A 16,247-nucleotide genomic window follows, 5' to 3' on the forward strand; every position below is an offset into this window, starting at 1 on the left:
AAAGCCGTGACCACTGATTCGAAGCGCCGCGTGTCCGCCATGCTGGTGGGCGCGCTGGCCGCACTGCTGACGCTGTTCGCGGCGGCTCCCGCGGCCCTGGCCGCGGCCCCGCCCGACCCGAACGCGATCATGGCCGCTTGGAAGACCGGCGACCCCGTGTACGTCGGGCCGGGCGTGAAGCTCGACTCCGGCCAGATCTCCGGCATCCGGGACGCCGTCAAGGGCGCCGACAGCCGGATCTACGTCGCCGCCCTGGCCGACGGCAGCGTCACGACCGACGCCCAGGCCGGCCAGTTGATCACCGCCCTCGGCCAGGCGCTCGACCTGGAGAACCGCCCGGCGTCCACGATCGCCGTCCTCGACGGCAACTCGCTGTTCGCCGGCTCCAAGTCGATCAAGAAGCGCGGCCTGGCCGCCCAGCTCGCGAACGCGGCGACCAGCAACAACAGCGACGTCGTCACCGGCATGCAGGACTTCGTGAACCGGGTCGACAAGGCCGTCGGCGGTGACTCAAGCGGCGCGCTGAAGTCCGGCAGCGCCGCGGGCGGCGGCGGTGGCGGCGGCGTCCTCATCGGCATCCTCGTGCTGGCCCTGGCCGGTGGCCTCGGCATCTTCTTCATCTCGCGCCGGCAGCGCCGCAAGCGCGAGGAGAAGGAGGCCGCGGAGCTGGCGGCGGTCAAGCAGACCGTCGAAGAGGACGTCACCAAGTTCGGCGAAGAGATCACCGGGCTCGACCTCGACGTCAAGGTGTCCGACAACTCCGCCACGACCGGGGACGACTGGCAGCGCGCCCTCGACTCCTACGAGCGGGCCAAGACCCAGCTCACCGAGGTCAAGCGCGCCGACGACCTGCGCGGCGTGACCACCACCCTGGAGGAGGGGCGCTACGCCCTCGCCTGCGTCAAGGCCCGGGTGAACCACGAGCCGCTGCCCGAGCGGCGCGCCCCCTGCTTCTTCAACCCGCAGCACGGCCCGTCCGTCCGCGACGTCGTCTGGGCCCCGCCCGGCGGCGCCCCGCGCCAGGTGCCGGCCTGCGCGTCCGACGCCCAGCGCATCGATCAGGGCTTCGACCCGCAGATGCGCGAGGTCATGGTGGACGGCCACCGCCGGCCCTACTGGGACGCCGGCCCGGCCTACGCCCCCTACGCCTCCGGCTACTACGGCGGCTTCGGCGGCGACCTGATGACCGGCATGCTCATCGGCACCGTGCTCGGCAGCTCGTTCGGCGGCTTCGGCTTCGGCGGCTATGGCGGTTACGGCTCCGGGTACGACGCCGGGTACGCCCAGGGCGCCGAGTCCGCGGGCGGCGGCGACTGGGGCGGTGGCGGCGGCGACTTCGGCGGAGGCGGCGACTGGGGTGGCGGTGGCGACTTCGGTGGCGGCGACTTCGGCGGAGGCGACTGGTAGAGCCTGTCCCGGCACATCCTTCTTCGGCGAGAGCCCCGGCGCGCCCCTTCCCTTCTAGTGGTCGTCGCAACACCCCAGCTCGGGGAGTGCGATGGACTTCGAAATCCGCAAGATCCGATCCTCTCAGGGGCCGAAGAAGCCGACCGCAGAGCGGGGGGAATACTTCCGCCTTATGGATCAAGGCTTCAGCAGCTATGAGGCGTGCCGGGTCGTCGGGATCAACCGGCGGACCGGCAAGCGGTGGCGCAACGGCTGGGCGCCGAACAAGTCCAACAAGAAGGGGGCACCACCGGTCAAACGACCGGTGGTGCCCCCTTCTGGCGCGTCCGGCTACCTGCGCGAAGACGAGCTGATCCCTATCCTGACACCAGTCACGTACGGCGTGGATGTCGACCAGGTCGCGACACAACCGGAACAGCTCCGACACCGTCAAGACGTCGCCACGGTGCGCGGCCGCGGCGACCTTGGCAAACGCGGGACGCTCCAGCGCCGGGATCCAACCCGCGATGCAGAGCAATGGTTGATCCGCTGATGTCCGATTTTTCGGGCCGTCGAGCACCGCTTCGGCGGCCTGTCGGGAAACCTGCTAATCCCGACACACCCCTTGAGGACCTCAACCCCCCGTAGAGCAGCTACCTGCCGACTGAGGACGCGCTCGGGACTGGCCCGGGTGGTCCCTGTTCAGCTCCCGATGACGGGCGGACGGCGCTGTGTCAGCCTCTTTGCCCGGATCTAAGGTGCCCGGAAGGTCGCCATCCCGATACTTGACGACAAATGTCTAGTACTTGATACTGAGCGTCAAGTAGGAGTTGGAGTTGCGATGGCCGAGGAACTGCCGTCCTGGGGCGAACTGGCCTCCCAGTTGATCGGTCTGGTGGAGGTGCGCCTGCTCGATCCGCTGGAGATCCTTCTGGAGTCACGCTCGGAGCTGTCACCGGTGCACAGCCGGCTGGCCGAGCGCGCCGGAGCGTGGGCTCTCGCGCTGCTGGGCGAGGACGAGGACCTCGCCCGGCGCACCGCGATCCGGCTGGTGATCACTCTCTATCCCAGTGACCACGGCTTCAACCCGCCGCCAGGGTGGTGGCAGACCCCACTCGGCCAGGTCATGGTCCGCAGGGTCGGCCACCCGGCGGCGGAGGCCGTCTCCTACGCGGTGGCGGGCGCGATGCTCGGCATCACCCGTCAGGGCGTCCACGACCTAGTAACCCGGGGCAAGCTCGACCGGCACGAGAGCGGGGGCGTGACGACTGCCTCGGTACAGCGACGAATCACTTCATCCGACGCGCGGGAGACCCGCCCGCGCGCACTACGAGAGGAGGCCAGCAGTGAGTCAGGAAAGTAAGCCCGCCGCCACCGCGGGACGGATCCAGCCGGCCAACGGCCTGAGCGTCAACCGGCTCGGCTACGGCGCCATGCAGCTTCCCGGCCCGATGATCTGGGGCCCGCCTGCGGACAAGGACACCGCGCTGGCGGTGCTATGCCGGGCGGTGGAGCTGGGCGTCGACCACATCGACACCAGCGACGCCTACGGCCCGCACATCGCCAACGAACTGATCCGGGAGGCGCTCCACCCGTACCCGGAGAACCTGGTGATCGCCACCAAGGTGGGTGTCGTCCGGGACGAGTACAAGACGTTCAATGCCGAAGCCGGCCCCCAGGCCCTCCGCGACCAGGTCGAGGAGAACCTGTCGACCCTTGGCCTGGCGAGGTTGGACCTAGTGTATCTGCGGGTTGGCGGCGACGGCATGCTGTTTCCCGGCGAGACCCCCTTTGAGGAGTCCTTCGGCGCGCTCGTCCAACTCCAGGAGCGAGGCCTGATCCGGAATCTTGGGCTGAGCGGTGTCACCGTGGATCAGTTGGAGAAGGCCCGCGAGATGGCCCCGGTGGCGTTCGTGCAGAACCGTTTCCACCTACTCGACCGGGGCGCGCTGGACGTGTTGCGCTACTGCGAGGACCACGACATCGCGTTCGCGCCGTACTTCCCGATGGTGTCGGGCATGCTGAACCCGGGCATCGACAAATCCCAGCTTCCCCCGGGCCTGAGAGTGACCGATGACCAGGAAAAGGCCCTCGATGCGATCGCCGCCCGGCACGGCGCCACCCGCGCCCAGATTGCCCTGGCGTGGCTGCTGGCGGTGTCCCCGGCAACTGTCTTGATCCCCGGCACCAAGTCCGTCGCCCACCTCGAGGAGAACCTCCGGGCTGGGTTGATCGAGCTGACCGGCGACGACATCGCCGAGCTAGACAAGTTCGCCTGATCGCGCACGTTTGCGGGCGCCCGAGGCGACGCCGCAAACGTCAGGCAGACAGGCACGCCTGGTGGTCCTCGCCGCCGACCACCTGTTCGGCGAGATCCCGCTGCCCGACACCGCCACAGCCGGGTGGCAGGACGCCGCCGCGTCGCTGGCGCCATGGAGCCTATGCCATGGTCGTGCGGCGCACTACTGGTCGATCCCGGCGATGAGCACGCACCTCATCCACGGCGCCTACAAGGCCCGCTTCGACGAACAATCCCTAAATAATCTACAAGTCGGCGGGGTTCACCCAAGCCGAGATCGACCAGGCGGCCGCTACCGTCAGGCACCCACCGGTCGCAGGCCGGTGAGCACCAGCGTGTCACCGATGAAGCCATAGCCCACCGGACCGAAGGACCGAACGATCATGAAAATTCCCGCCGTCCAGGTGTGATCGGCGCCGGGTCGGCGGGTCGTGGTACGCCGATGCCGGCGCCGGCTACGGCGTCCGGCCGGTCGACGTTCATGGACAGCCCACCAGCGCCTTGCCTCCGGCCACCGGGCCGGATCTCCGTCCTCGCGTGCCTTCGCGTGGGAAAGCGATCTGCAAGGCGGGTGCAACCCCGCGTATATGATCAGCTGCCAGACTCGGCGCAGTAGTCGAGGAGGCTTGCGTTGCGTTCCATCCCCCTGGCCCTGATCTCCGGGCTGTTCCTGCTCGCCGTCCCTGCCGTACCGGCGTCGGCGGCGTCCACGCCAGCGACGGCTGCGCTCGCGGCATCGGCACGGCACGCCGTGGTGCCGACGCTCCCGGCCTCCGCGCGCGGGCCGCTCGCGGCGCCGTGCCGCCCCGGGTCGGGCCTCAAGCTGCGCGGCAAGGACTTCACCGGCGGTGCCGCCCTTCCCGACAACCTGCGCTGCGCGGACCTGACCGGCGCCAAGCTGGACGAGGTCGACTTCACTCAGAAGGATCTGACCGGGGCGATTCTCCGCAAGGCGTCGATGAAGGAGGCCGACTTCACCCAGGCCCACCTGGAGTACGCCGACCTGACCGGCGCCGACCTGACCAAGGCCGATCTCGGGCAGTTGCACGCCAAGCACGCCACGCTGCGGGACGCGATCCTGGAGGACACCGAGGGCGGGCAGGCCGAGTTGCCGCATGCCGACCTCACCGGCGCGAAGATGGCGCGGGCCGAGCTGACCCAGGCCGATCTGACCGACGCCAAGCTGGTCGGCGCCGACCTGGAGGACGCCACCCTCGGCCAGGTGCAGGCGAGGAAGGCCGACTTCACCCGGGCCAAGATGGAGGACGTGAAGCTGGGGCAGGCCAGGCTGCAGTTCGCGTCGTTCAAGGGCGCCGACCTGACCGAGGCGGAGTTCACCCAGGCCGAACTGGAGGGCGCCGACCTGCACGGGGCCACCGTGGAGCGCGCCTCGTTCATCCAGGCGGACGACCTGAACCTCGCGGGGGCGCTCGGCGAGCCGGTGAACGTCCCGGATGACGCGGTCGGCGACACCGAGGACCTGCCGGAGGATGTCGCCGGCACCGGCACCGGCGGTGACGGGGTGCCGGCGGCGCAGCGCGGCAAGAGCGGGCTCGGCCTGGTGCTGGTGATCCTGGCCGGTGCCGGGCTCAGCATGACCCTGATCTTCTGGGGCCTGTCGTACCGGCGCAGGACCGAGCGGGCCGCGCGGTTCGCCGAGGCCCGGCGGGCGGCCGAGGAGCAGGTCATCAGGCTGGGCGAGGAGATCGACGCGCTCGACTTCGACTACAAGATCAACCACATGACGTCCGGCAGCGTGGACCAGGACTGGCGGCGCGCGCTGGACGCCTACGAGGCGGCGAAGCACTCGCTGGGCACGGCCCGCTCGGAGCCCGAGCTGGCGGGGGTGGCGGCGGCGCTGTACCACGGCCGCGACGCCCTCGGCCGCGTCCGCTCCCGCATGACCTGAGCCGGCCTGCGCCTCAGATGATCGAGGTGCCGGGGAGCATGAGCCGGCGGGCGGCCTCGGTGACGGAGCCGGACAGCGACGGGTAGACCGCGAAGGTGTGCGCGATCTGGTCCACGGTCAGCCGGTGCTGGACGGCCAGCGACAGGGCGAGGATCAGCTCGGAGGCGCGCGGGGCCACCACGACGCCGCCGAGCACGATGCCGGTGTTCGGCCGGCAGAACAGCTTGACGAAGCCGTCGTGGAAGCCCTGCATCTTGGCGCGGGCGTTGGTGGCCAGCGGCAGCTTGACGACGTTCGCCTCGACCTCGCCGGCCTCGATCTGCCGCTCGGCGATGCCCACGGCCGCGATCTCGGGGTCGGTGAAGATGGTCGAGGCGACGGTGGCCAGGCGCAGCGGCTGGACCGCCTCGCCCAGGGCGTGCCACACGGCGATGCGGCCCTGCATGGCGGCCACCGAGGCGAGCATGAGCACGCCGGTGCAGTCGCCCGCGGCGTACACGCCGGGGGCGGAGGTACGCGAGACCTTGTCGACCTGGATGAACCCGTGCCGGTCGAGGGTGACCCCGGCCTCCTCCAGGCCGATGCCGGAGGTGTTCGGGATCATGCCGACGGTCATCAGGCAGTGGCTGCCCTCGGCCGTCCGGCCGTCCTCCAGGGTGACGACGACGCCGTCCGCCGTGCGCTTGACCGACGACGCGCGGGACTTGCCCATGACGTTCATGCCGCGGCGCCGGTACACCTCTTCGAGCACCTCGGCGGCGTCGGCGTCCTCGTTGGGCATCATGCGGTCGCGCGAGGAGACGAGCGTGACCTGTGAGCCCAGCGAACGGTAGGCGCCGGCGAACTCCGCGCCGGTGACGCCGGAGCCCACGACGATCAGGTGCTCGGGCAGTTCGGGCAGGTCGTAGAGCTGGCGCCAGTTGAGCACCCGCTCGCCGTCCGGCTCGGCGCCGGGCAGGACCCGCGGGGTCGCGCCGGTGGCGATGATCACCACTTCGGCTGTGATCGTCTCGTCGCCGACCTGGACGAGCTGCGGACCGGCCAGGCGTCCGGTGCCGCGGACGACCCGCACGCCCTCGGCGGCGAGCCGGGCCGCGATGTCGGCGGACTGGTGGGCGGCGAGTTCCTTGACGCGCTCGTTCACCAGCGGCAGGTCCACCCGCACCCCGCCCACGTCGCCGTCGGCGCCGCCGGTGAAGTGCACGCCGAGGGACGAGGCGTCCAGCAGGGCCTGCTTGCGGACGGACGTGGCGATCATCGTCTTGGACGGCACGCAGTCGGTGAGCACGCAGGCTCCGCCGGGGCCTTCGCGTTCGACCACGGTGACCTCGGCCCCGAGCTGGGCGCCGACCAAGGCCGCCTCGTAACCGCCGGGCCCACCACCAATGATCACAATGCTCGTCACGTCCTCCATTGTCCCGCATAGCAAGGAGTGCGAGACGTGCGATACCCCGGCAACAACCCCGAAGACCAGTAAAAAGCTCGATTTCCCCCGAAAAACCCCTACGAATCCACGGGTGGTGACTCTCGTCACCGGAAGAAGGCAGCGCCTCGGCCATGGTCGCGCGCGTGTTGCGACGGCGACGCCGGTCCTGCGCGCCGATCTTGGATTAGGCTTGTGTGCCGTGCCGGTTTACGCCGCCTATGGCAGCAACATGGACCCCAAGCAGATGGCCCAGCGGGCCCCGCACTCACCCATGCGGGGTACGGGCTGGCTGCAGGGCTGGCGCCTCACCTTCGGCGGGGAGGACGTCGGCTGGGAGGGCGCGCTGGCCACCATCGCCGAAGACCCCGCCGAGCAGGTCTTCGTCGTCCTGTACGACGTGCCCGAGTGGGACGAGGAGTCTCTCGACCAGTGGGAGGGCGCCGTGCTCGGGCTCTACCACAAGGTGCGGCTGCGGGTGGCCACCCTGGACGGCGAGGTCGTCGCCTGGTTCCACGTGCTGAACGACTACGAGGGGGGCCTGCCCTCGGCCCGCTACCTCGGCATCCTGGCCGACGCCGCGGAGAAGGCCGGCGCGCCCGACGACTACGTCGCCGACCTCCGCAACCGCCCCTGCACCTCCATCGGCTCCTGAGTGTCACAGGACCCGAAGAGAGGCTGACCTACGAGGCGCGCCTCTGCCCGTACTCCGTGACGGCAGCCAAGATCACGCTGACCGGCACGACGGCATCCTGTCCTGCCAGCGCCGCCTCCACCCACTCGCGGATCAGTGCGGTCGGCTTGACCCCGCGCGCCCGCGCACGCTCACGTACCTGATCCATTACCGGCTTGGGAAGCCGCAACGATGTCACGATCATGACTTCGTCGACCGGCACGGCCTCACGAGGCACCGCCTTTTCCAGTTCGGCCGTCGTGTCATGCTCGTCGTAGTAGGCGGCAAGCTCATCGATCTTGTCCTGTGGCATCACCATCACCTCGCCTTCTGCACGAAGAGTTTCCTTTCGCGCTGAGTCATGTCCCGTGCGGTGGCCACGTACCAGGCCTCCGACTCCGCGACGCTGTCAGCCAGTACAACGAGCAGGTAACGGCCCGCATCAGTGGTGCCGTAGACCAGAGTGCTGTCATCGCGGCCGAGTGCCTCCCATTGCGGCCGACTGAACACCACCTCTTCCACTTCCTCCGGCGTCACGCCATGTCGGGCGATGTGCTCCTCAGATCGTTCTGTCCACTGAATGGGCCTGTATCCCACGCCTTCATCGTAATACATTCGCAGTACGAGTGCCCAACGCTGACGTCAGCCGGTGGCCAGGAGGTCGGCGAGGGTGGTGGCGGCCTGGTGGGCGTCCTGGTAGCGGACGTACAGCGGGGCGAAGCCGAAGCGCAGGACGTCCGGGGCACGGTAGTCGCCGATCACCTCACGGGCGGTCAGCTCGGCGACCAGGGCCTCGGCGTCCGGGTGCCGCAGCGACACCTGGTGGCCGCGCCGGTGGTCGCGCGGGGTGACCACCTCGACGGCGTCGCCGGTCAGTTCGTCCACGCACTCAATGAAGAACCCGGTCAGCGCCAGGCCCTTGGCCCGGACGTCCGCCAGGTCCACCTCGCGCCAGACGTCCAGTGCGGCGTCCAGGGCGAGCAGCGACAGGATGTCAGGGGTGCCGGCCCGGGCCCGGGCGATCCCGGGAGCCGGCGCGTACCTCGCCTCCATCGCGAACGGGTCGCGATGCCCGCCCCAGCCGGACAACGGCTGCCGGAACGATTCCTGCAGGGCGGCCGGCACGTAGATGAACGCCGGCGCGCCGGGGCCGCCGTTGAGGAACTTGTAGGTGCAGCCGACCGCGAGGTCCACCCCGAGCGCGTCCAGCTCGATCGGCAGCACGCCCACGCTGTGGCACAGGTCCCAGACGATCTTCGCCCCTGCGGCGTGCGCCTTGGCCGTCGCCGCGGCCATGTCGTACAGCCGCCCGGTCCGGTAGTCCACGTGGTTGAGCAGCACGACCGCCGTCCGGTCGCTCAGCGCCTCGTCCAGCGCGTCCGGCGGCACCGGCCGCAGCACCGCGCCGGTCAGCTCGGCCGCCGACTCGGCGATGTAGCCGTCGGTGGGGAAGGTCGCGGCGTCCACCACGATCTCGTCGCGTCCCGGGTTCATCCGGACCGCCGCGACGAGGGCCTTGAAGAGGTTGACGCTGGTCGAGTCGGCCACGACGACCTGCCCGGGCGCGGCGCCGACCAGCGGGGCGATCTTCTCTCCGACCCGCTCCGGGGCCGTCCACCAGCCCTCCGGCCATGAGCGGATCAGGCGCCGCCCCCACTGCTCGCGGACGACGTGCTCCACCCGAGCCGCCACCCGCTTCGGCGGTGCGCCGAGCGAGTTGCCGTCGAGGTACACGACCGCGGGGTCGAGGTCGAACTCGTCCCTGACCTTCGCCAGCGCGTCTTCCGCGTCCAGCTTCGCCGCACGCTCGGCCAGGTCACTCATTTCCGTATCCTCCACCGCCGACTCGCCGTTTCCCCTCGAACGTTACGCAATCCCCCCGTTGCCGGACATCTCCCCCCACCGGTTCGGTCATGACGATTGCCGGGGGCCGTGCATCGGCGTAGCGTTCGTCAAGTACGAACTTTACGAACGGGACAAGGTTGATTCCGATGGAGCCGCAGGAACGTGAGTTCATCGACCGGATGGGCCTGGTGATGGAGCGCCTGGGTGGAACGCGGACGATGGGCCGGCTGTACGCGTGGCTCCTGATCTGCGACCCACCGGACCAGTCCCTCACGGATCTGGCGGCGGAGCTCGGCGTCAGCAAGACCGCGGTCAGCACGGTCGCCCGGCAACTGGAGTCGGGCGGAATGATCGAGCACGCGCCCACACCGAACCGCGAGCACCGCTATCGCGTGGTCGCCGGCGGCTGGGCGCAAGCCATGCGGGTGCAGTTCGACGGGGTACGGCGGAGCCTCGAGACCCTGGACTTCGGGCTGTCCATCGTCGGCGACGACCGTCCCGAGCAGCGCACCAGACTGGAAGAGACCCGCGACTTCTTCGCCTTCACCGTGCAGGACGCGGACGACTTCCTCAAGCGCTGGCAGGACTACCGCGACCGATCCGGCTGAGAACCCGGAGATCGCCGGAGGTTCCGAAACCCGTTCGACCGAGCATCGAGCCAGGACCAAGGGAGAGGCGATGACCAGCTTCATCGAGCGGTACCACGTTCCCGAACAACACTTCTGGGTGCGCGGATCCCGGTCCGGTCCGCCGGTGGAGTACGACGCCGGCACCGGCCTGTGGAGCGTCTACGGCTACCCGGAACTACGGGAGGCCCTCAACGACCCCGTCACGTTCTCCTCCGACACCATGCGGGTGGTCCCCAAGGAGATGCTGCCGGAGAGCGAGGACTTCTCACTGTCCGGCTTTCTCACCCAGATCGACCCGCCCGAGCACACCAAACTGCGCAAGCTGGTCAGCAGCGCCTTCACCCGCAAGGTCGTCGCCGACCTGGAGCCGAGGATCGCCGACCTCACCCACGAACTCCTCGACGCCGCCCGCGAACGCGGCGGCCACCTGGAGCTCGTGACCGATCTGGCCTACCCGCTTCCCGTCACCGTCATCGCCGAACTGCTCGGTGTGCCGAGCAGCGACCGCGACCTGTTCCGGCAGTGGGCCAACGCGTTGTTCGAGCGTGACACGCAGGTCTCGCTCAACAAGTCCACCGAGGAGCAGCGGCAGGACCTGCAGGCGGCGCTGACGCCGCTCAAGGAGATGACCGACTACCTCGGCACCCACGCCGCCGAACGCCGGCGGCAGCCGCGCGCCGACCTGCTCACCAGGCTGGTCGAGGCCGAAGTGGACGGCGAACGCCTGCCCGACCGGCAGGTGGTCAACTTCGCGATGATCCTCCTGCTCGCCGGGCACGTCACCACGACGATGCTCCTCGGCAACACGGTGCTGTGCCTGGATGCCTTCCCCGAGCAGCAGGCCAGAGCCCGCGCCGACCGCGCCTCGATCCCCGCCGTCATCGAGGAGTCGCTCCGCTTCCTCACCCCGTTCGCCGCCGTCACCCGCGCCACCACCCGCGAGGTCGAACTCGGCGGAGAGACCATCCCGGCCGACCGCCTGGTCATGCTCTGGCTCGGAGCGGCGAACCGGGACCCGCGCCAGTTCTCCGACCCCGACGTGTTCGCCCCCGGCCGCGACCCCAACCCGCACCTCGGCTTCGGCCACGGCATCCACTTCTGCCTGGGCGCTCCCCTGGCCCGGCTGGAGGGCCGCGTCGCGCTGAACATCCTCCTCGACCGGTACGACCCACTGCGCACCGACCCCGACGACCCCGTGGCCTTCATCCCCACCCCCACCATGACCGGAGTCCGCCACCTCCCCCTCCGCTGACCCGCCCGCCGGCGGCACGACTCCACCGAGAGGCGCGGTTTCCGAAGCGACGCCTCTCGGAGGAATCTTCAGCGGCGTTCAGGCGGCTCGCATGGTGTCCGCCCGAAAGATCACCTACTCCAGGCGAGGAAGAGGAAGGCTCCGGCGAGAAGGACTATCAGGCCTAGGCCGACGAAGAGGGCGATGCCGGGTCCGCGTCCTCGGGAGCCTGCCGAGATGTCGATGACGATGCTGCCGGCCAGGACGTCGTGCAAGCAGCGCTTGCGCGGAGCGAAGATCCATAGTGCGTCCACCAGGCCGACCATCACGCCCACGTAGGGCACCGCGGTGGCTCCGGCGTAGATCAGCGCTCGTACCCCGGCCCGGCCTGCCGTCAGCCGCCCGCCGTCGGCGGCGACCACCTTCAGCCGGCACAGCCGCTTGCCGACGGTCTGCCCCCACAGCGCGTGCGAAAGCCAGAAGTAGAGCACCCACAGCACGATGAGCGTGAGGTCGAGGTACCAGTACGGGTTTCCGGCGTAGGGGTTGGACCAGAAGGTCTGCAGGATCGAGTCGTACTCCGCGTCCGGTCCGTAGGCGACGCCGGCCGATTCCGCGGAGGTGTCGCCGACCGGGGAGTTCAGCGCGGTTCTGACAGCAGCCCCGGCCACGACGAGGATCACGCTGTCGATGAGAAACGCGCCCAGCCGGTGCCGCCGGGCCGCGACCGCCGTCTGGGCGGCGGCATCCAGGAAAGTCACCGCGCAAGTCTCCCAGCAGTCGACTTGTCGCGACATAGCGATTCGATCACCGTTCGGCGCCATAAGTCATGCGATGAAGAACTGACATGACAGCGCGGTGAACGGTGGTCAAGATGGCGGCATGACGGGGGAGATGTGGGTGCGCGAGGCGGTGCGGAACAACGCCGGGTGGTGTGACGCGGTGTGCCGGGCGCACGGGATGCCGGGGACGTTCACCGAGACGGTGTGGGCGAACCCGCGCCGGTCGCCGCCGCTGTACCCGGACGCGGTCACCCTCTCCCCCGACGCGTCCGCCGAGGAGGTGCTGGCGGCCATCGACCTGGTTTCCGCCGAACCGTCGGTGAAGGACGGGTACGCCCAGCTCGACCTGAGCGATGCGGGCTTCCGGGTGCTGTTCGACGCGCAGTGGATCATGAGGCCGGCCGCGATCGAGGACAAGGACGCGGTGGCCGCGGAGAACACTGAAGGCGCCGTCATGGGATCACAGGCGGCCGCCGGGCACGCTGTCGGGAAGGCGCGAGCGGCCACGGGTGGCGTCGTCGCGGAGTCGCGGGCGGCCACGGGGGATGTGGTGGTCTGGGGGACGGTCGGCGGGGCGGAGGAACTGCGCGAGTGGGAGGGCAGTCTGCTCGGCGAGTACGACGGGGTGCTGTTCCCGGCCGCGCTGCTCGGCGAGCCCGCCGTGACGTTGCTCGCCGGGCGCATCGAGGGGGACGTCGTGTGCGGGGCGGCGCTGAACACCAGTGGGCGGGTGGTCGGCGTGTCGAACGTGTTCGCCTCCGGGTGCGACATGGACGCCGCCTGGGCAGGCGCCGTGGCCATGGCGGGTGCCCTCTTCCCGGCCCGTCCGATGGTCGGCTACGAACATCCCGGCGACCTCGGTCCCGCCCTCGCCCAGGGCTTCACACCGATCGGCCCGCTGCGCATCTGGCTACGGTGAAACGCCCGGCTCATGGCGAGAGGGCGGGGATGACGGGTACTGAAGCGGACATCAGGGCTGTAGCCTCGGTGAGCGTGAGCAATGACGCTTATTCACTGGCCGCGGAGGCGGCGGGGGCGCTGAAAGCCCTCACCGGGGTGGAGTCCTTCGATGTCGCGCTGGTCATGGGGTCGGGCTGGGTCCCGGCCGCCGACGCCATCGGGACGACGATCGCCGAGCATGCTGTGACCGAGTTGCCCGGGTTCACCGCGCCTGCCGTGGCGGGGCACGCCGGCCGGGTGCGGGCGGTCGAGACCGAGTCGGGTCGCAAGGCGCTGATCTTCCTGGGCCGCACCCACCTGTACGAGGGCCGGGGCGTCGAGCCGGTGGTGCACGGCATGCGTACCGCCGTCGCGGCCGGGGCCGGCACGGTCGTGCTGACCAACGCGGCGGGCGGGCTGCGGCCCGAGACGCAGAACGTCGGCGACCCGGTGCTGATCAGCGACCACATCAACCTGACCGGCGCCAACCCGATCACGGGCGCGACCTTCATCGACCTGACCGAGGTGTACTCGCGGCGGCTGCGCGAGCTGGCGCGCGAGGCCGACCCGTCACTGACCGAGGGCGTCTACGTCGCCTTCCGCGGCCCGACGTACGAGACCCCGGCCGAGATCCGCATGCTGCGCACGCTGGGCGGCGACCTGGTGGGCATGTCCACCGTCCTGGAGGCGATCGCCGCCCGGGAGGCCGGGGCCGAGGTGCTGGGCATCTCGCTGGTGACCAACCCCGGGGCCGGCCTGGTGGGCGAGCCGCTGAACCACGAGGAGGTCCTGGAGGTCGGCCGCGTGACGGCGGCCCGCATGGGCCTCCTGCTGGCCAAGGTCGTCAACAAGCTCTAGTGCGATGACCGTACGGCTGCACCGGTTCCCCGCCGTAGGGCGGCGCCGGCATTCACCGCACACCGTCCCGCCGACGCGGCGCCGATCGAAGCAGCCCATCGGACGGACGGAACACACCACCCGACGAAGGTGAGCAGTCGCAGAGCAGGCGAGCGAAGAGCCCCGAAGGCCGCCCCTTGGCCGGGGCCGGAGCGGTGGTTGGCGAGACTAGGGATCGACCTGGTCAGAACGGTGACAGCAGCGACGCACCCCACCGCGATCGGCCAGCAGGCCGTCTCCTCGGCCGGGGCCGGAGAGGCGGTGGGCGAGACTAGGGATCGGCCTGGCGAGGCCGGTGGCAGCGGCGCGCCGCCCACCGGGATCGGCCAGGACGGCTGGATGCGGTGAGGGTCATTGTGCAAGGTGCGGATGAAGAGGTGTGATGTCGGAACTGGTGACGCGGGCGGAAGAGTGGCTGGCGCAGGATCCCGATCCCGAGACGCGGGAGGAGCTCCGGCGCATCCTCGACGCGGGTGACGCCGTGGCGCTGGAGGACCGGTTCGGGGCCAGGCTGGAGTTCGGCACGGCCGGGCTGCGGGGCGAACTGGGCGCCGGGCCCAACCGGATGAACCGCGTGACCGTCATGCGGGCCGCCGCCGGGCTGGCCCGGCGGCTCGGCCCCGGCCGGCACGTGGTGATCGGGTACGACGCCCGGCACAACTCCGACGTGTTCGCCCGCGACTCGGCGGCCGTGCTCACCGGCGCCGGGCTGCGGGTCTCGCTGATGGCGCACCACTGGCCGACCCCGGTGCTGGCCTTCGCCGTACGGCACCTCGGCGCCGACGCGGGCGTCATGGTCACCGCCTCGCACAACCCGCCGCGCGACAACGGCTACAAGGTCTACTGGGGGGACGGCGCGCAGATCGTGCCGCCGCTGGACGTGGAGATCTCGGCGGCGATCGAGGAGACCGGGCCGGTGGACCGGCTGCCGCTGGGCACCGGCTGGGAGACGCTCGACGATGCGGCGATCGTGGAGCCGTACCTCGCGGCGGTGACGGCGCTGCCGATCGGCGACGCCCGTGACCTGCGCGTCGCCTACACGCCGATGCACGGGGTGGGCGGGGAGATCCTGCTGCGGGCCTTCGCCGCCGCCGGGTTCGCGCCGCCCGCCGTGGTGGAGGCGCAGTTCACCCCGGACCCGGACTTCCCCACGGTCTCCTTCCCCAATCCGGAGGAGCCGGGCGCGATGGATCTCGCATTGCGGCTTGCCGAGAAGACCGGAGCCGACCTGCTGATCGCCAACGACCCGGACGCCGACCGCTGCGCCGTGGGGGTGCCGACTCCCGACGGCGGCTTCCGGATGCTGACCGGTGACGAGACCGGCGGGCTGCTCGGCGAGTGGGTCATCGAACGCACCTCGGCGCCGGACCGCCTGGTCGCCGCGTCCATCGTGTCGTCCTCGCTGCTCGGCAAGATCGCGCGGGCGCACGGGGTGCGGCATGCCGAGACGCTGACCGGGTTCAAGTGGATCGTCAAGGCCGGCGACGGCCTGGTCTACGGGTACGAGGAGGCGCTCGGCCACAGCGTCGGCTCCGATCGCGGGCTGCCGGTGCGCGACAAGGACGGCATCGGGGCCGCTCTCACCATCGCGGGGATGGCCGCGGCGGCCAAGCGGGACGGCAGGACGCTGCTCGACCTGCTGGACGCGCAGGCCGGACGGTACGGCCTGCACGCGACCGCGCAGCTCTCGTTCCGGGTGAGCGACCTCGCGCTGATCACCGCTGCGATGGAACGACTGCGCTCGAACCCGCCGCAGGCCCTCGGCGGCCGGGGCGTCCACGAGGTGGACGATCTGAGCGCGGGTGTGGACGACCTGCCGCCGACCGACGGGCTGCGGTACCGGCTGGACGGGGACGCGCGTGTGGTCGTCCGCCCGTCCGGCACCGAGCCGAAGCTCAAGTGCTACCTGGAGGTCGTCGTCCCCGTGACCGGCGGCGACGTTCCTGCCGCCCGTACGCGAGCCGCGAGCGACCTGGCGGCCGTCAAGACGGACCTGGCAGCAGCCCTGGGCCTCTGAGCCCCGGTCACCGCGCCGGGCCCAGATGCCTCAATGGGCCCGGCCGGCCCCACGGCCCGCCTTCGAAGCCGCTCGCGGATCGTCTGACCCGACGTCGGCCAGGATGCCTCCGTGGGCACCGGAAACCGGCCTGGGGTCGAGTCAGACATCCCTGGACGTTGAATGTCAAGCGGCGAGGTCGTGGTTGCGGTGTGACCATGCGGTTGCCTGGTCGTAG

The 16,247-nt window shown here is 70.4% G+C and carries 18 protein-coding genes; 13 read left to right on the top strand and 5 right to left on the bottom strand.

Annotated features, from left to right (window positions below; translation table 11 throughout):
• Positions 1 to 6: 6 nt before the first annotated feature.
• The 6 genes from IEY93_RS02980 (at position 7) to IEY93_RS03005 (ending at position 5,594) form a co-directional block, all read left to right on the top strand.
• Positions 7 to 1,407: a hypothetical protein gene (locus IEY93_RS02980; RefSeq protein WP_229690802.1), complete on the top strand. Its 1,401-nt coding sequence runs from the start codon at positions 7 to 9 to the stop codon at positions 1,405 to 1,407.
• Between the two features lie 91 nt (positions 1,408 to 1,498).
• Positions 1,499 to 1,939 carry a helix-turn-helix domain-containing protein gene (locus IEY93_RS02985; RefSeq protein WP_189161360.1) on the top strand — a complete coding sequence of 147 codons (441 nt, stop codon included), beginning with the start codon at positions 1,499 to 1,501 and terminating at the stop codon, positions 1,937 to 1,939.
• Positions 1,940 to 2,227: 288 nt separating this feature from the next.
• Complete coding sequence (locus tag IEY93_RS02990) at positions 2,228 to 2,749, top strand: hypothetical protein (RefSeq protein ID WP_189161361.1); 522 nt, start codon at positions 2,228 to 2,230, stop codon at positions 2,747 to 2,749.
• Complete coding sequence (locus IEY93_RS02995) at positions 2,733 to 3,665, top strand: oxidoreductase (RefSeq protein ID WP_229690803.1); 933 nt, start codon at positions 2,733 to 2,735, stop codon at positions 3,663 to 3,665. Before IEY93_RS02990 ends, IEY93_RS02995 begins: the two co-directional genes overlap by 17 nt.
• A gap of 61 nt (positions 3,666 to 3,726) precedes the next feature.
• Positions 3,727 to 4,041 carry a hypothetical protein gene (locus IEY93_RS03000; RefSeq protein ID WP_189161362.1) on the top strand — a complete coding sequence of 105 codons (315 nt, stop codon included), beginning with the start codon at positions 3,727 to 3,729 and terminating at the stop codon, positions 4,039 to 4,041.
• A 275-nt stretch (positions 4,042 to 4,316) separates the two neighbouring features.
• Positions 4,317 to 5,594 carry a pentapeptide repeat-containing protein gene (locus tag IEY93_RS03005; RefSeq protein ID WP_189161363.1) on the top strand — a complete coding sequence of 426 codons (1,278 nt, stop codon included), beginning with the start codon at positions 4,317 to 4,319 and terminating at the stop codon, positions 5,592 to 5,594.
• A gap of 13 nt (positions 5,595 to 5,607) precedes the next feature.
• On the opposite strand, the gene IEY93_RS03010 is transcribed toward IEY93_RS03005, so the two are convergent.
• The gene (locus IEY93_RS03010; RefSeq protein ID WP_189161364.1) at positions 5,608 to 6,999 is read right to left on the bottom strand and encodes an NAD(P)H-quinone dehydrogenase; all 1,392 of its coding nucleotides are present in this window, start codon (positions 6,997 to 6,999) and stop codon (positions 5,608 to 5,610) included.
• 220 nt (positions 7,000 to 7,219) lie between these two features.
• Between IEY93_RS03010 and IEY93_RS03015 the strand changes: the two genes are divergently transcribed.
• Entirely contained in the window at positions 7,220 to 7,672 is a 453-nt protein-coding gene (locus IEY93_RS03015; RefSeq protein ID WP_189161365.1) for a gamma-glutamylcyclotransferase family protein, read from the top strand.
• Positions 7,673 to 7,700: 28 nt separating this feature from the next.
• On the opposite strand, the gene IEY93_RS03020 is transcribed toward IEY93_RS03015, so the two are convergent.
• The 3 genes from IEY93_RS03020 to kynU are packed head-to-tail and all read right to left on the bottom strand — an operon-like array spanning position 7,701 to position 9,514.
• Positions 7,701 to 8,003, bottom strand: a complete 303-nt coding sequence (locus tag IEY93_RS03020) for a CopG family antitoxin (RefSeq protein WP_189161366.1) — start codon at positions 8,001 to 8,003, stop codon at positions 7,701 to 7,703.
• Between the two features lie 5 nt (positions 8,004 to 8,008).
• Positions 8,009 to 8,287, bottom strand: a complete 279-nt coding sequence (locus IEY93_RS03025; protein WP_203968302.1) for a BrnT family toxin — start codon at positions 8,285 to 8,287, stop codon at positions 8,009 to 8,011.
• A 45-nt stretch (positions 8,288 to 8,332) separates the two neighbouring features.
• Positions 8,333 to 9,514, bottom strand: coding sequence for a kynureninase (gene kynU, locus IEY93_RS03030; protein ID WP_189161368.1), 1,182 nt, complete (start codon positions 9,512 to 9,514; stop codon positions 8,333 to 8,335).
• A gap of 167 nt (positions 9,515 to 9,681) precedes the next feature.
• Between kynU and IEY93_RS03035 the strand changes: the two genes are divergently transcribed.
• Together IEY93_RS03035 and IEY93_RS03040 are read left to right on the top strand one after the other, a co-directional pair.
• Positions 9,682 to 10,143 carry a GbsR/MarR family transcriptional regulator gene (locus tag IEY93_RS03035; RefSeq protein ID WP_189161369.1) on the top strand — a complete coding sequence of 154 codons (462 nt, stop codon included), beginning with the start codon at positions 9,682 to 9,684 and terminating at the stop codon, positions 10,141 to 10,143.
• Positions 10,144 to 10,213: 70 nt separating this feature from the next.
• Entirely contained in the window at positions 10,214 to 11,416 is a 1,203-nt protein-coding gene (locus tag IEY93_RS03040) for a cytochrome P450 (RefSeq protein ID WP_189161370.1), read from the top strand.
• Between the two features lie 110 nt (positions 11,417 to 11,526).
• Here the strand turns inward: IEY93_RS03040 and IEY93_RS03045 are convergent, their stop codons facing one another.
• Positions 11,527 to 12,156 carry an RDD family protein gene (locus tag IEY93_RS03045; RefSeq protein WP_189161371.1) on the bottom strand — a complete coding sequence of 210 codons (630 nt, stop codon included), beginning with the start codon at positions 12,154 to 12,156 and terminating at the stop codon, positions 11,527 to 11,529.
• Positions 12,157 to 12,277: 121 nt separating this feature from the next.
• Between IEY93_RS03045 and IEY93_RS03050 the strand changes: the two genes are divergently transcribed.
• The 4 genes from IEY93_RS03050 to IEY93_RS03065 all read left to right on the top strand — a co-directional run bounded on the left by IEY93_RS03050 (position 12,278) and on the right by IEY93_RS03065 (position 16,030).
• On the top strand, positions 12,278 to 13,096 hold the full coding sequence (locus tag IEY93_RS03050) for a hypothetical protein (RefSeq protein WP_203968301.1): 819 nt from the start codon (positions 12,278 to 12,280) through the stop codon (positions 13,094 to 13,096).
• Positions 13,097 to 13,170: 74 nt separating this feature from the next.
• Positions 13,171 to 13,974 (top strand): purine-nucleoside phosphorylase, encoded by an 804-nt coding sequence (locus IEY93_RS03055; protein ID WP_229690804.1) that lies wholly within the window; start codon positions 13,171 to 13,173, stop codon positions 13,972 to 13,974.
• Between the two features lie 198 nt (positions 13,975 to 14,172).
• Positions 14,173 to 14,361: a hypothetical protein gene (locus IEY93_RS03060; RefSeq protein ID WP_203968300.1), complete on the top strand. Its 189-nt coding sequence runs from the start codon at positions 14,173 to 14,175 to the stop codon at positions 14,359 to 14,361.
• 34 nt (positions 14,362 to 14,395) lie between these two features.
• A complete protein-coding gene (locus IEY93_RS03065) occupies positions 14,396 to 16,030 on the top strand; it encodes a phospho-sugar mutase (RefSeq protein ID WP_189161374.1) in 1,635 nt (544 codons plus the stop codon).
• Positions 16,031 to 16,247 lie beyond the last annotated feature (217 nt).

Origin of the sequence: Sphaerisporangium melleum, assembly GCF_014646695.1 — a bacterium.
Taxonomy (GTDB): domain Bacteria; phylum Actinomycetota; class Actinomycetes; order Streptosporangiales; family Streptosporangiaceae; genus Sphaerisporangium; species Sphaerisporangium melleum.

Excerpts from the sequence above, each read along its gene's own strand:
- IEY93_RS03040 (WP_189161370.1), top strand. The coding sequence starts at position 10,214 with ATGACCAGCTTCATCGAGCGGTACCACGTTCCCGAACAACACTTCTGG.
- IEY93_RS03020 (WP_189161366.1), bottom strand. The coding sequence starts at position 8,003 with ATGCCACAGGACAAGATCGATGAGCTTGCCGCCTACTACGACGAGCAT.
- IEY93_RS02985 (WP_189161360.1), top strand. The coding sequence starts at position 1,499 with ATGGACTTCGAAATCCGCAAGATCCGATCCTCTCAGGGGCCGAAGAAG.
- IEY93_RS03065 (WP_189161374.1), top strand. The coding sequence starts at position 14,396 with ATGTCGGAACTGGTGACGCGGGCGGAAGAGTGGCTGGCGCAGGATCCC.
- kynU (WP_189161368.1), bottom strand. The coding sequence starts at position 9,514 with ATGAGTGACCTGGCCGAGCGTGCGGCGAAGCTGGACGCGGAAGACGCG.
- IEY93_RS02990 (WP_189161361.1), top strand. The coding sequence starts at position 2,228 with ATGGCCGAGGAACTGCCGTCCTGGGGCGAACTGGCCTCCCAGTTGATC.
- IEY93_RS03035 (WP_189161369.1), top strand. The coding sequence starts at position 9,682 with ATGGAGCCGCAGGAACGTGAGTTCATCGACCGGATGGGCCTGGTGATG.
- IEY93_RS03050 (WP_203968301.1), top strand. The coding sequence starts at position 12,278 with ATGACGGGGGAGATGTGGGTGCGCGAGGCGGTGCGGAACAACGCCGGG.